This is a genomic window from Buttiauxella sp. WJP83 (assembly GCF_027594725.1).
In the GTDB taxonomy this organism is placed as follows: domain Bacteria; phylum Pseudomonadota; class Gammaproteobacteria; order Enterobacterales; family Enterobacteriaceae; genus Buttiauxella; species Buttiauxella selenatireducens.
Genome location: NZ_CP110080.1, coordinates 4,526,962 through 4,540,786 on the forward strand (window position 1 = coordinate 4,526,962; position 13,825 = coordinate 4,540,786).

Annotated in this window: 11 protein-coding genes; 3 read left to right on the top strand and 8 right to left on the bottom strand. The window is 50.9% G+C overall.

Translation table 11 applies throughout. The features are described from left to right. Positions 1 to 177 precede the first annotated feature (177 nt). The 4 genes from argH to argC all read right to left on the bottom strand — a co-directional run bounded on the left by argH (position 178) and on the right by argC (position 4,708). Positions 178 to 1,551, bottom strand: a complete 1,374-nt coding sequence (argH, locus tag OH773_RS20920; RefSeq protein ID WP_270145998.1) for an argininosuccinate lyase — start codon at positions 1,549 to 1,551, stop codon at positions 178 to 180. A gap of 122 nt (positions 1,552 to 1,673) precedes the next feature. Further along, on the bottom strand, positions 1,674 to 2,891 hold the full coding sequence (locus OH773_RS20925) for an argininosuccinate synthase (RefSeq protein WP_270141578.1): 1,218 nt from the start codon (positions 2,889 to 2,891) through the stop codon (positions 1,674 to 1,676). 19 nt (positions 2,892 to 2,910) lie between these two features. Beyond that, positions 2,911 to 3,687, bottom strand: a complete 777-nt coding sequence (argB, locus tag OH773_RS20930; protein WP_270141580.1) for an acetylglutamate kinase — start codon at positions 3,685 to 3,687, stop codon at positions 2,911 to 2,913. A 16-nt stretch (positions 3,688 to 3,703) separates the two neighbouring features. Next, a complete protein-coding gene (argC, locus tag OH773_RS20935) occupies positions 3,704 to 4,708 on the bottom strand; it encodes an N-acetyl-gamma-glutamyl-phosphate reductase (protein WP_183272876.1) in 1,005 nt (334 codons plus the stop codon). Positions 4,709 to 4,892: 184 nt separating this feature from the next. Here argC and argE point away from each other — a divergent pair, with 184 nt between their 5' ends. The 3 genes from argE (at position 4,893) to OH773_RS20950 (ending at position 9,906) form a co-directional block, all read left to right on the top strand. Then, the gene (gene argE / locus OH773_RS20940; RefSeq protein ID WP_270141582.1) at positions 4,893 to 6,044 is read left to right on the top strand and encodes an acetylornithine deacetylase; all 1,152 of its coding nucleotides are present in this window, start codon (positions 4,893 to 4,895) and stop codon (positions 6,042 to 6,044) included. Positions 6,045 to 6,281: 237 nt separating this feature from the next. Then, the gene (gene ppc / locus OH773_RS20945) at positions 6,282 to 8,933 is read left to right on the top strand and encodes a phosphoenolpyruvate carboxylase (RefSeq protein WP_270141584.1); all 2,652 of its coding nucleotides are present in this window, start codon (positions 6,282 to 6,284) and stop codon (positions 8,931 to 8,933) included. Positions 8,934 to 9,051: 118 nt separating this feature from the next. After that, on the top strand, positions 9,052 to 9,906 hold the full coding sequence (locus OH773_RS20950) for a helix-turn-helix transcriptional regulator (protein WP_270141586.1): 855 nt from the start codon (positions 9,052 to 9,054) through the stop codon (positions 9,904 to 9,906). Here the strand turns inward: OH773_RS20950 and OH773_RS20955 are convergent. From OH773_RS20955 to OH773_RS20970, 4 genes are all read right to left on the bottom strand, one after another. Next, a complete protein-coding gene (locus OH773_RS20955; protein WP_270141588.1) occupies positions 9,899 to 10,243 on the bottom strand; it encodes a PTS fructose-like transporter subunit IIB in 345 nt (114 codons plus the stop codon). The two genes, OH773_RS20950 and OH773_RS20955, sit on opposite strands and share 8 nt — an antisense overlap. A gap of 35 nt (positions 10,244 to 10,278) precedes the next feature. Next, positions 10,279 to 11,157 carry a [formate-C-acetyltransferase]-activating enzyme gene (locus tag OH773_RS20960; RefSeq protein WP_270141590.1) on the bottom strand — a complete coding sequence of 293 codons (879 nt, stop codon included), beginning with the start codon at positions 11,155 to 11,157 and terminating at the stop codon, positions 10,279 to 10,281. Continuing rightward, positions 11,123 to 13,420, bottom strand: coding sequence for a formate C-acetyltransferase (locus tag OH773_RS20965; RefSeq protein WP_270141592.1), 2,298 nt, complete (start codon positions 13,418 to 13,420; stop codon positions 11,123 to 11,125). The genes OH773_RS20960 and OH773_RS20965 overlap by 35 nt, the downstream gene beginning before the upstream one ends. A gap of 67 nt (positions 13,421 to 13,487) precedes the next feature. Then, positions 13,488 to 13,808, bottom strand: a complete 321-nt coding sequence (locus tag OH773_RS20970; RefSeq protein ID WP_270141594.1) for a PTS fructose-like transporter subunit IIB — start codon at positions 13,806 to 13,808, stop codon at positions 13,488 to 13,490. Between the last annotated feature and the right edge of the window lie 17 nt (positions 13,809 to 13,825).

Genomic DNA, 13,825 nt, shown 5'->3' on the forward strand with positions numbered 1-13,825 from the left:
AGCCAGCAACAGCACAAACCATCCATGACCGTGGTTTTGTTGCAGAGACACCCTGAAAGCCTAAAAAAGTAATGAAGCCAACGTGAGTTATTTAGCGGACATCATGTCCGCTTTTTTTTATCCGTTATAAACAAAAAAACCTGGCACCAGGCCAGGTTCTTCCTACTGAAAACGATGTTAACTCAGACGTTGTTTTGCGTCGGCAATCGCCTGTGCTACCTGCTGTGGAGAGACGCCGCCTTTTGCTGCGCGCTTATCCAGGCAAGATTGCAATGACAAAATGGGATAAACATCATCACCAATCGTCGCGCTAAATTTCTGCAAATCAGCGAGTGACAATGCTTCCAGCGCTTTGCCCTGGCGAATCGCTTCCACCACTGCTTCACCCACAATATGGTGCGCTTCGCGGAATGGTACGCCTTTCGCGACCAGATAATCGGCCAACTCGGTTGCATTGGCATAACCCTGTTCGGCAGCTTCTTTACAACGCGGGCGTTTCACCTGAATACCATCCAGCACCAGCACGGACATATGCAGGCAATCCATCCAGGTATCGAGTGCGTCGAACAAGCCCTCTTTGTCTTCCTGCATGTCTTTGTTATACGCCAGCGGCAGCCCTTTCAGGGTCATCATCATGCCTGTCAGCGCACCCTGCACACGACCACATTTGCCACGGATAAGCTCCAGTGCATCCGGGTTTTTCTTTTGTGGCATCAGGGAAGAGCCCGATGTCACACGGTCAGACAGCTCCACAAACCCTGCTTCGCCGGTGTTAAAGAAAATCAGATCTTCAGCAAAACGCGACAAGTGCACCATACCGATGGACGCATCAGAAAGCAGCTCCAGCACGTGATCGCGGTCAGAAACACTGTCCAGACTGTTACGGGTTGCCGAGGCGAAACCTAACCAACCCGCCAGTTGTTCACGGTCGATTTCATAGGCTGTGCCTGCTAATGCGCCGCTACCCAGAGGACTAACATCCAGACGCTCGAGCGTGCTCTGCAAACGGCTTTCGTCACGCGCCAGCATTTCCACATACGCCAGACACCAGTGTGCAAAAGTCACCGGCTGAGCACGTTGCAAGTGCGTATAGCCCGGCATCACCGCATCCTGATTGTTTTCTGCTGTCTCAATCAGCGCCTGTTGCAGTTGGCGAGTCGCCCCCAGCAGCTCACTGATTTGCATTTTGCACCACAGTTTAAGGTCAGTGGCGACCTGGTCATTACGGCTACGGCCGGTGTGAAGTTTTTTACCCAACGCACCGACTTTATCGATGAGTTTTCCTTCCACCCAACTGTGAATATCTTCCGCATCGCTCTCAAGAATCGCCTGCGGGTTAGCCCGTACTTCTTCAAGCAGGAAACTCAGCGATTGCTCAAGTTCCTGTTGTTCAGCAACCGTCAGAACACCAACCGTGACCAGCGCTTTGGACCAGGCGACAGAACCCACAATATCTTGCTCAGCCAGTCGATAGTCAAAGCGCAATGAATCATTGAACGATTTGAACCGCTGATCTGCTGCCTGAGTAAAACGTCCACCCCAAAGTGCCATATTGATGCTCCATAAAATTATCATCTTGTCCCCCTCACCCCGACCCTCTCCCTGAGGGAGAAAACCGGTCAATCCCCTCTCCCTCAGGGAGAGGGTTAGGGTGAGGGCAAATATTTAAACTGTTACTTCTTCAATTCGTTCAATGCACGAATACGTGATGACAGCGAGAACAGACGGATGAAGCCGCCCGCGTGGCTGTGGTCATACACTTCATCTTCACCGAAGGTTGCGAACTCTTCGCTGTACAGGCTGTTCGGAGATTTTTTCTGCAACGCCGTTACCTGACCTTTATAAAGCTCCAGTACAACTTCACCGTTCACTTCTTCTGCCAATGACTCAGCGGATGCCTGCAAAGATTTACGCAGCGGTGCAAACCAACGGCCATCGTAAACCACGTAGGACATTTCCAGGCCCAATTGCTCACGCCATTTGAAGCTATCACGATCCAGAACCAACTGCTCAACGCCACGCAGTGCAGCCATCATGATGGTGCCTCCTGGGGTTTCGTAGCAGCCGCGGGATTTAATCCCTACCAGACGGTTTTCTACGATATCAATACGGCCAATACCGTGTTTAGAACCGATCTTGTTCAGCGTTTCCAGGCACTGGAATGGGCTCATGGTTTCGCCATTAACCGCAACAACTTTGCCCTGCTTAACAGTTACAGTGACTTGCTCTGCTTGATCTGGTGCTTCTTTAGGATCAACCGTCCAGACCCAGCAATCTTTGTTCGGTGCATTCCACGGGCTTTCCAGCACACCGCCTTCGGTCGAGATGTGCCATGCGTTTTCGTCACGGCTGTAGATTTTCTCTAGTGAAGCTGTAGTCGGGATATCACGCTCTTTCAGGTAATCCAGCAGAGCTTCACGGGAACGCAGGTCCCACTCACGCCATGGCGCAACCACTTTCAGATGTGGCGCCAGAGCCGCCCACGTGGATTCAAAACGTACCTGGTCGTTACCTTTACCAGTCGCGCCGTGGCACAGGGCATCTGCGCCGACTTTATTCGCTACATCAACCAGTGCTTTAGCAATCAATGGACGCGCCATTGACGTACCCAGCAGGTAGCTGCCTTCGTACAGTGCGCCAGTTTGCAATACTGGATAAACGTAATCGCTGATGAATTCTTCACGCGCATCCACGACATAGCACTCAGTTGCGCCAGAGCGCAGTGCCTTTTGTTCCACGCCTTTCAGGTCTTCACGATCCTGGCCAATATCCACCACACACGCGACCACTTCACAGCCGCCGTAGTTTTCTTTCAACCATGGAATGATGGCAGAAGTATCAAGGCCGCCAGAGTATGCGAGAACGATTTTTTTGATGCCGTGATTTTGCATTGTCTTTTTCCTTTAAATCTTAAGCTAAGATCCGGGTGCCGATGGCCACACCGTTAAACAAAGAAGGTAACTGCTCCGCGTGACGCCAGGACGCAATGTCCACAGGGCGACCCAGCGTGCGGGCTGCATCCAGCGCCGCGTTGACTTTAACAATCATGCCGTCGGTAATAATGCCTTGAGCGATTAACTGCTCCGCTTTTGCCGCCGTCATTTCTGCAATACGTTGCCCTTTGCCATCAAGAATGCCGCTGACATCTGACAGCAGAATCAGATCGGCACCCAGTGTTGCTGCCAGCGCCGTAGCAGCCTGGTCAGCATTTACGTTCATCAACTCGCCTTCAGCAGTCACGCCAATAGAGCTGACAATCGGCAGGAAGCCAGAATCCAAAAGCGTGGTAATCAGCTTAGCTGAACCTGGTTTCGCCAGGCCTACATGGCCCAGTTCTTCGTCAAGTCTGGAAACCGTTACGCTATTGCCATCACCAAGGCAAAGGCCGACACCATTGATGTCATGTTTTTTTGCCCACGCCAACAATGTTTTGTTCGCCGTTCCTGCCAACGCACCGGTAATAATGTCAATCTGGTCAGCAGGTGTCACACGCAGGCCATTTTTCTTGATAACCGGTAAGGAGAGCTTTTTCATCAGCTCATCGACTACGCAGCCGCCGCCGTGAACAATCACCAGTGGACGTTGATGAGACTGACGATAGTTCACCAGCGCAGTAAACAGACGCTCCAGCGCTTCTTCGCTATCCAGCAGTACGCCACCTAATTTGATAATTAATGGATTCATCATGTCACCCAACTACCGGTTAAATAAGAGACTGCGTTTCGGCAAAGCCAAAACGAATATTCAGACACTGCACAGCCTGAGCCGATGCGCCTTTAAGAAGATTATCTTCAGTTGCGACGACAATCAGATGCTCGCCTTGCACTGCGAAACCAATATCGCAGAACGGCAGGCCAACCACGTTTTTCAGTGCTGGCACGCCTTTGTCATACAGGCGCACTAACGGTTTATCTTGATAAGCTTGATTAAACACCTCAGCGACTTGCTGCTGAGTTACCCCTGCTTTCAGACGGCAGGTTATGGTCGCCAGGATCCCACGCGGGAAATTGCCCAAGTGCGGAGTGAAAATCACTGGAGTACCAAGATGGCTGACAATTTCTGGATGATGGCGATGATTAAAAATGCCATACGGTTGCAGGCTCACTTCGCAGAAACTGTTGGAAATCGCAGCCTTACGCCCAGCGCCGCTAACACCGCTGGTCGCGTTGATCACAGGCCATTGGTTTAAATCCAGCAGTCCAGCATCAATCAGAGGTTTTAACGCCAGCTGAGATGCAGTGGGATAGCAGCCAGGAACCGAGATCAAACTGGTTTCTTTAATGTTGTCGCTCTGCCATTCCGCCAGACCATAAACTGCCTGTTCCAGCAATTCAGGATGTTGATGCGTAAAGCCGTAGAAAAGTTGATAAAACTTGGCGTCGTTAACGCGGAAGGCGCCAGAAAGGTCGATAACGACACAGCCTTTCTCCAGAAACTGCGGTGCCAGGTCATGGCTGACTTCATGGGCAGTTGCGAGAAACACGACATCCACGCCGTCGGTAAATTCGCTGATATCCGACATTGGCTGTAACGGCATATCAACGATACCTTTTAATTGCGGGTGCAAATCAGATATCAATTTTCCTGCGTCATTACTTTGCGCTGAAACCGTCAAAGCGGTTATGTTCATATGAGGATGGCGATTCAAATAGTTCACAAGCTCTGCGCCTGCATAACCGCTGGCACCAACAATCAGCGTATTCAACATCTCGGCTGTACACCTTCTTAGGTTGTGTCTGCTAAAGGTGTCAGCTGGAAAGCCATCACCCAACGTACAATTACGTGGTTCAACCCACCGGAACCAGGGGTTCCATCGCGGCAGGTAATAATGTATTTTTATTCAATATTACTGCATGATTATGTATACCAACCTGAGCTAAGGCCTGTCAACAGTGAAGATGAAATTACCTCCTTTTATCGAGATTTACCGCGCATTGATCGCGAGCCCTTCCATCAGCGCTACCGATAGTGCGTTGGATCAGAGTAATGAGTCTTTAATCAATTTGCTGGCGGGCTGGTTCCGCGACATTGGATTTAACGTCGAAATACAACCGGTACCGGGTACGCGCAATAAATTCAACATGCTGGCGAGTACCGGTAGCGGTGCCGGTGGGCTACTGCTTGCAGGTCATACCGATACCGTGCCGTTTGACGATGGCCGCTGGACGCGCGACCCCTTCACGCTGACCGAGCATGAAAATAAACTGTATGGGCTCGGCACGGCGGATATGAAAGGCTTCTTCGCGTTTATACTTGATGCACTGCGTGATGTGGATGTCACCACGCTTAAAAAACCACTCTACATTCTGGCGACCGCCGATGAAGAAACGACGATGGCCGGTGCACGTTATTTCTCTGAAACGACGAGCTTACGCCCGGACTGCGCCATCATTGGTGAACCCACTTCATTACAGCCAGTACGTGCCCACAAAGGCCACATTTCGAATGCTATCCGCATCCTTGGACAATCTGGCCACTCGAGCGATCCAGCTCGTGGTGTGAACGCCATCGAACTGATGCACGACGCAATCGGCCATATCATGTCGCTGAAGAACACGTTGAAAGAGCGTTATCACCATGACGCCTTCACTGTGCCTTATCCCACGCTGAACCTCGGGCACATTAACGGTGGCGATGCCGCCAACCGTATTTGTGCCTGTTGCGAACTGCATATGGATATTCGTCCACTGCCTGGGCTGACATTAAATGATCTTAATGGTTTGCTAAATGAAGCATTAGAGCCCGTGAGCCAGAAATGGCCGGGTCGTTTGACGATTTCTGAACTGCACCCGCCGATTCCAGGCTACGAATGCGCCAAAGACCACCAGTTAGTGCAAGTTGTCGAGAAATTACTGGGCGCACAAACCGAGGTCGTGAACTACTGCACCGAAGCGCCATTTATTCAGACGATTTGCCCAACGCTGGTTCTGGGACCGGGCTCTATCAATCAGGCCCACCAACCAGATGAATACATAGAAACGCGATTTATCGAACCTACTCGCAAACTCATCACGCAAGTCGTGCATCATTTTTGCTGGCATTGAAAAATAGCGTTTATGGGGGTTTTGCCCCCTTTTTAAGCTACTTTTTAGCGAATCCTCATAAGAAATGCTTATCCACGAAGTTAGTAATTAAATTTCATGAATTAGCGCAATTTATTCGTTTGCTGAAACGATTTCGTAGCAATTGACGAAACAAAACTTACGTGGCTTTATAAAGACGGTGTTGAACCTTCACGGGTGAAATTAAGTTACATAAAAGATGGGGTGTGTGGGACTATAATGAACGAACAATATTCCGCTTTGCGAAGTAATGTCAGTATGCTCGGCAAGTTGCTCGGGGATACCATCAAGGATGCGTTAGGTGAAAACATTCTTGACCGCGTAGAAACAATCCGCAAATTGTCAAAGTCCTCACGGGCAGGCAATGAAGCAAACCGTCAGGAATTGCTGACCACGTTACAGAACCTGTCTAACGACGAATTACTCCCCGTAGCCCGTGCATTCAGCCAATTCCTGAACCTGGCCAACACCGCCGAGCAGTATCACAGTATTTCCGCCAATGGCGAAGCTGCCAGCAATCCTGAAGTCATCGCTAAGACACTCCAAAAATTAAAAAATCAGCCTGACCTTAGCGAAGCCGCCATTCGTGATGCTGTTGAATCATTGTCACTGGAATTAGTGCTGACCGCACACCCGACTGAAATTACCCGTCGCACCTTGATTCACAAGTTGGTTGAAGTAAACAGCTGCCTGAAACAGCTCGACCACAGCGACATCGCCGACTACGAACGCAACCAGATCATGCGCCGTCTGCGCCAGTTGGTCGCTCAAGCCTGGCACACCGATGAAATCCGTAAACACCGCCCTTCCCCAGTCGATGAAGCGAAATGGGGTTTTGCGGTGGTAGAAAACAGCCTGTGGGAAGGGGTTCCAAACTACCTGCGTGAGCTGAACGAGCAACTCGAAGACAACCTGAATTACAAACTGCCGGTCGATTTCGTTCCGGTGCGTTTCACTTCGTGGATGGGCGGCGATCGCGACGGCAACCCAAATGTGACCGCCGACATCACCCGCCACGTACTCCTGCTCAGCCGCTGGAAAGCAACTGACCTGTTCCTGCGTGATATTCAGGTACTGGTTTCTGAACTTTCAATGGTGGAATGCACGAAAGAACTAAGCGCGCTGGCAGGTCCTGATGCTGCGCAAGAACCCTACCGTTGCATTATGAAAGGCATTCGTCAGCAATTACTGGCGACTCAAGCCTGGTTAGAAGCTCACCTGAAAGGCCAGCGTCTGCCAAAACCAGAAGGTTTATTGACGCAGAACGAACAGCTTTGGGAACCGCTCTATGCGTGTTACCAGTCGCTGCAAGCGTGCGGCATGGGCATTATCGCCAACGGCCAGTTGCTTGATACTTTGCGTCGTGTGAAATGCTTCGGCGTGCCGTTAGTCCGTATTGATGTCCGCCAGGAAAGCACTCGCCATACCGAAGCGCTGGGCGAAATGACTCGCTATCTGGGCATTGGTGACTACGAAAGCTGGTCCGAAGCGGACAAACAAGCCTTCTTAATCCGCGAGCTGAATTCTAAGCGCCCACTGCTGCCACGTCAGTGGGAGCCAAGCGATGAAACTCGTGAAGTGCTGGAAACCTGTAAAGTCGTTGCCGAAGCACCGCGTGGCTCTATCGCTGCGTATGTTATTTCTATGGCGAAAACACCGTCTGACGTGCTGGCAGTCCACTTGCTGTTGAAGGAGGCGGGTTGCACCTTCGCTCTGCCTGTTGCTCCGCTGTTCGAAACACTCGACGACCTGAACAACGCCGATGACGTAATGACCCAGTTGTTGAACATCGACTGGTATCGCGGCTTCATTCAGGGTAAGCAAATGGTCATGATTGGCTATTCTGACTCCGCAAAAGATGCCGGCGTAATGGCTGCATCCTGGGCACAGTACCAGGCGCAAGACGCACTGATCAAAACCTGTGAGAAAGCCGGAATTACTCTGACACTGTTCCACGGACGCGGTGGTTCAATTGGCCGTGGCGGTGCACCGGCACATGCAGCTCTGCTTTCTCAGCCTCCGGGCAGCCTGAAAGGTGGCCTGCGCGTGACCGAACAAGGCGAGATGATCCGCTTCAAATATGGTCTGCCGGAAATCACTATCAGCAGCCTGTCGCTCTACACCAGCGCGATTCTGGAAGCGAACCTGTTGCCGCCACCAGAACCTAAAAAAGAGTGGAAACATATCATGGAGGAGCTGTCTGTTATCTCCTGTGATATGTATCGTGGCTATATCCGCGAAAACGAAGACTTTGTGCCGTACTTCCGTTCAGCTACACCTGAGCTGGAACTGGGTAAACTGCCGCTGGGCTCACGCCCTGCAAAACGTCGCCCGAACGGTGGTGTTGAATCTTTGCGTGCTATCCCGTGGATCTTTGCCTGGACGCAAAACCGACTGATGCTTCCAGCCTGGCTGGGTGCCGGTGCCGCACTGCAAAAAGTAGTAGAAGATGGCAAACAAGATGTCCTGGAAACCATGTGTCGCGACTGGCCGTTCTTCTCCACACGCCTTGGGATGTTGGAAATGGTCTTCGCCAAAGCCGACTTGTGGCTGGCGGAATACTACGACCAACGTCTGGTGAAACCAGAATTGTGGAAACTGGGTAAACAGCTGCGCGATCAACTGGAAGCAGACATCAAAGTGGTGCTGGATATTGCTAACGATTCACACTTGATGGCTGACCTTCCATGGATCGCTGAATCCATCATGCTACGAAATATCTACACCGACCCGCTAAACGTGTTGCAGGCTGAATTGCTGCATCGTTCACGTCAGTCGGAAGAAAAAGGTGAAGAGCCAGATCCGCAAGTAGAACAAGCGTTGATGGTGACCATCGCCGGTGTTGCGGCAGGTATGCGTAACACGGGTTAATCAGTAAAAATCGTTTCTTTCAAACCCCGCGCAAGCGGGGTTTTTTGTTTTGGCGCATGCGCAAAGTACGACTATTGTGCCAGGATAAGCCATCCCGGCAGGCCCAAAGCAGACTCCTATGAATGACGACGTAAGCCAAATTCTTTCCCGACTGCTCAATAGCCCCTCAGGCGTTCATCACGTCTGGTTTGCTGGCAGCCAAGTGGCCCCATCAGAACTTGCCTGGCAGGTAGACTTCCCGCGCATTGAAGTGGTGCTTGATGGCGTGCTTATGGATGCCTGTGATGAGGGTATGCCTGCAAGGCTTGAGCAACACGACGTGCTGTACGTCCCGGCCAAATGCTGGAACAACCCACAGTGGAACACCCCGGTCACCACGCTAAGTATTTTATTTGGCAAACAGCAGCTTGGGTTCAGTATTCTGCACTGGGACGGAACGAAATTTACCACGTTGGGGAAACAAAACGTGGCGCGTCGCGGGCCACGTATCGGCTCATTCTTGCTTCAGGCACTCAACGAACTGGTCACGCAACCTCAAGATCAGCAAACCGCAAAATTTATCGTCAGTAGTATTCTTAGCCATTGCACTGATTTACTGGGCAGCCAGATCCAAACCGCCTCCCGCAGCGAAGCGTTGTTCGATGCTATACGCGAGTACATTGATGAAAAATATGCTCAGCCGCTCACGCGAGAGTCAGTTGCCCAGGCTTTTTATATTTCACCCAACTACCTTTCGCACCTGTTTCAGAAAACCGGTGCTGTGGGCTTTAACGAATACCTGAATCACACCCGTCTGGAGCATGCCAGAACGTTGCTCAAACGTTACGACCTGAAGGTCAAGGAAGTGGCTCACGCCTGTGGATTTGTCGACAGCAACTACTTCTGCCGCCTGTTCAGGAAGAATACCGAGCGTTCGCCGTCAGAGTATCGCCGCCAGTACCACAGCCAGCTAACGGAAAAAACGCTCAGCTAAGGATGATATGAGTATCCTGGGGCGTTCCAAAAATTCGGCGTACAGCAGAGATAGTCTTTTGTGGCTCACGCAGAAATGCGCTAATTCCAGACTGCACACAGCGGCAGTGAGTAAAACGCGCAGCACCGGCAAGCTCAATATCCGTAATTAACAAAACCACATCAGCTTGTTCTATATCCGCCGCGGTCAGCTCGTTTTCAATACCCAATGCGCCCTGGGTTTCGATTTTTATCGACCATTTCTCTATCTGGCAGAGCTTTTCAAGACGCTCTGCTGCCATGTAAGTGTGGGCAACACCACTGACACATGCCGTCACTGCAACCAATTGTCTTGTCATCTGCACACTCCCTATAGCGAGCATTACACTTACATTTAGCCGCCAATCGTCACGCGGTAACCGGCATTTTCAGCCATCCGGCGCATTTGAGCAATTTCCCGCTCATCAGGCGGTGCGATCCCGGCCATTTGCCATGGTTTGCCGAGCAACTGATATTTCGGCTCTCCATACTGATGGAAGGGTAGCAGATGCAGCTCGGTAAGCTTCATGGGCGCGAGGAAATTGATAATCGCCTGCATATTATCCTGGTCTAAGGTATAGCCCGGAATAAGCGGCACCCTTGGAATAATACGCACACCAGCCTCCACCAATAACCTGAAGTTATCCAGCACGCGTGGCTGATGGATGTTCAGCACATTCTTCGCTTGAGCCACATCCATGATTTTCAGGTCAAACAACACTTCATCACACTGTTGTGCGAGAGCGAGCACTTTTTCAGGTGCCGCGTCACCCGCAGTTTCAATGGCGGTACGAATACCCAGCGACTTCAGGCGCTTCAAAAAGCGTGTGGCAAAGGCCGCTTGCATCAGCACTTCACCTCCCGAAAGCGTTACGCCACCGCCAGATGCGCGAAAAAAAACCTCATCTTTCAGCACTTCTTTTTCCAGTGCAGCCAAAGAAATATCGCGCCCAATTCTTTCTGTCGCACCTGTTGGGCATTCGTCCGCATCATTGAGACACGTTGCACAATGTATGCATTTCGCCATGCGTCTTACGGTCTGGATTTTCCTGGAAATAGACTCAGGATTAGCGCACCACGGGCAGTGATGCGGGCAACCCTTGAAAAAAACTACTGTCCGAATCCCATGCCCATCGTTTAATGAGTAACGCTGAATATTAAAAATCCGTGCCGTTAATTCCCCATCATCAATGATCACGTCACAGTTGATGCGCGGTGCGGCGAATAATGTCATCCTGGATCTCCTTCGACAGCTCAACAAAGAAGGCACTGTAGCCTGCAACCCGAACCACCAAACCTGCATAATCTTGTGGACGCAGTTGCGCTTCACGCAACGTTTCTGCATTCACCACGTTAAACTGAATATGCTGTAATTTAAGTTTGGTGAATGCCCCAAGGAAATCGGCCAGTTTGTGCAAGCCGGCATCACCCTCTAAAGTGCTGGGGGTGAATTTCACGTTGAGCAGTGTTCCATTGGAAAGCAGGTAGTTATCCAGTTTGCTCACTGACTTGAGCACAGCGGTTGGCCCCTGGCAGTCTTGTCCCAACATTGGCGACAACCCTCCATCGGCAAGTTGTTCACCCGCATAGCGCCCGTCAGGCGTCGCACCCACTACCGCGCCAAGCGGTACGTGTGCAGAAACGGTATAAGAACCTGGCGTGAAATAACCGCCGCGAGGATTCGCGTATTTCTCGACTTCTTTGCAGTAAAAACGCAACAGATCAGCACTAATGTTATCGACTTCGTCGATATCGTTGCCGTATTTCTCAAAACGATTAATCAGCCGTCCACGGATCTGCTCACCTTCTGGTGTGGCAAAATTCGCTTTCAGCACTGCTAGCAATTCATCAAAACTCAAACGCTGCTGTTCAAAAACCATGCCGTTGAGAGCGTGCAATGAGTCACTGAGATTTGCGATACCGATACCCTGCACGCCAGAAAAGTTATAGCGCGCTCCGCCATCAGTAATGTCTTTGCCCTTCATCAGGCAGTCGTCGATAAACGAAGAAAGTAAAGGAACCGGCGCCCAGTCGCGGTGGCCGATATCGCAAATGTTGCTACCCTCAACCATCAGCCTGATGTAGTGGCTAATTTTCTCCCGGATTTGCAGCAACAGTCCTGCGTAGTCAATCTTGTCGTTACCTTCGTTTTCCAGCAGCACAATTTCCATCACCTTCAGAAGGTTAAACATGGCAATGTCATGCAAGCCGTAAGTTTTGCCGGGAATGGAGAGTTCTACACAGCCCACCACCGCGTAGTCGCGCGCATCTTCAAGTGATACGCCACGATTCAGAAACGCAGGCACCACCACTTCGTCATTGAAGATTTGTGGGATACCGGTGCCTAAACGCACGGTTTCAGCCGTTTTAAGCAGGAACGGACGGTCGATAAGCTCATTGACCCGCACCCCAAGGTTAGGCTGCGGCAACTGGATGCTCTGGTAGGCGTCCAGACACAGGAAAGAGAGCACGTTCACCGCGCTGCGTCCGTTCTCCGTCAGGCCGCCTAACAAAATGGTGTATCCCGTCGGGAAGCCAGCAAAGTAGCGAGCACTACTTGTGGAGCGCAGTAATACGATGTCGTTACACTTCACCCATAAAGATTCGAGCAATTCACGCAGGAACGCCGGGCTTTCGTCACGATTCAGTGACGCCTGATAAAACGGCAACATGTACTGATCGAAACGGCCGAGTGATAACGAGCTGGCGTTGGATTCATACTGCAGAATAATGTTCATGTACCAGAACAACTGACACGCTTGCCAGAAATCTTCTGGGCGGCATTCTGAATTATGGCGAGAAATGGCCGCCATTCTCAGCAGTTCTTCGCGTCGCACCGCATCTTCACATAACGTTGCCATCTCCTCTGCCAGTGCAGCGTAACGCAGGATATGTCGTTGTGAGGCTTCAAGCAGAATTAACGCTGACTGATAGAAAGGGTTTTCTGGTGCTTTCCTGCAATGTTCACGTAGCTCCATCACCAACTTACCCAGACCATTTTGCAGCAGGCGCGGATAATCAATGATGATATGTCCTTGCCCTTTGTCAGTCTGGTTAACGCTAAAAATTTGCGTTTTGACTGCAGCTTTAACTTCATCTGTCATCTGGCTGTTGATGAAGTCTTTCATTGAACGCTTTTCCCAGTAGGGATAAAGCTGCTCACGATAAAGCGCTTTGTCTTGCTCGCTGATTTCAAAGCGGTCCTGTGGGCGATCAGGGAATTTATCTAACTCGTTGAGTAGCCAGTAAGGGTCCATCTCCGGGGACATGATTCCAGCACGGGGTTTCACTGTGCGATTCCCCGCGATCAACTCATCTTCACGAATGGTTATTTCGACGTTGTCGAGAATGTACGCCGTTGCTTTTGCGCGCCGTAAAAGGACATGTTCCCCTTCCGTTTTGCGATGGCTGGCGGTATACAGCACAGCTCGTTCAAGTGAGATTTCGCGCGGCTGAGCAAACAAAGCTGATTTCAGTCGTTCGATGCGATGAGTCATGATGAATTCCTTACTGCAGGGCTATACCAGATGAAGAAAGGGCGCCATGTTCCGCGCCCTGCAATACTCAGGCGGTCTGCGCTAAGTGGGCTTCAATTTTATTCATAATGGCGTCAGCGCGTTTCACCGCATCGCTGATGTTGACGCGCACAATCGTTTTCCCGGTAAAGCGCTCTTCCATTTTGATACCAATGTCTTTGGTCAGGATCACCATATCGGCGCTTGCTACATCGGATGTTGTCAGCTCATTTTCCAGGCCAATTGAGCCTTGAGTCTCAACCTTAACTTCCCAGCCCTTCGCTTTTGCAGCACTTTCCAGCGCTTCAGCGGCCATGTAAGTATGGGCAACACCTGATGGACAAGCGGTCACAGCAATAATTTTCGTCATGGTCAATTCCTTCTATC

What these genes read in the sequence shown, in the direction of transcription:
- argH (WP_270145998.1), bottom strand. Translation starts at nt 1,551, where the DNA reads ATGGCACTTTGGGGTGGACGTTTTACTCAGGCAGCAGATCAGCGGTTC.
- OH773_RS20925 (WP_270141578.1), bottom strand. Translation starts at nt 2,891, where the DNA reads ATGCAAAATCACGGCATCAAAAAAATCGTTCTCGCATACTCTGGCGGC.
- argB (WP_270141580.1), bottom strand. Translation starts at nt 3,687, where the DNA reads ATGATGAATCCATTAATTATCAAATTAGGTGGCGTACTGCTGGATAGC.
- argC (WP_183272876.1), bottom strand. Translation starts at nt 4,708, where the DNA reads ATGTTGAATACGCTGATTGTTGGTGCCAGCGGTTATGCAGGCGCAGAG.
- ppc (WP_270141584.1), top strand. Translation starts at nt 6,282, where the DNA reads ATGAACGAACAATATTCCGCTTTGCGAAGTAATGTCAGTATGCTCGGC.
- OH773_RS20950 (WP_270141586.1), top strand. Translation starts at nt 9,052, where the DNA reads ATGAATGACGACGTAAGCCAAATTCTTTCCCGACTGCTCAATAGCCCC.
- OH773_RS20955 (WP_270141588.1), bottom strand. Translation starts at nt 10,243, where the DNA reads ATGACAAGACAATTGGTTGCAGTGACGGCATGTGTCAGTGGTGTTGCC.
- OH773_RS20960 (WP_270141590.1), bottom strand. Translation starts at nt 11,157, where the DNA reads ATGACATTATTCGCCGCACCGCGCATCAACTGTGACGTGATCATTGAT.
- OH773_RS20965 (WP_270141592.1), bottom strand. Translation starts at nt 13,420, where the DNA reads ATGACTCATCGCATCGAACGACTGAAATCAGCTTTGTTTGCTCAGCCG.
- OH773_RS20970 (WP_270141594.1), bottom strand. Translation starts at nt 13,808, where the DNA reads ATGACGAAAATTATTGCTGTGACCGCTTGTCCATCAGGTGTTGCCCAT.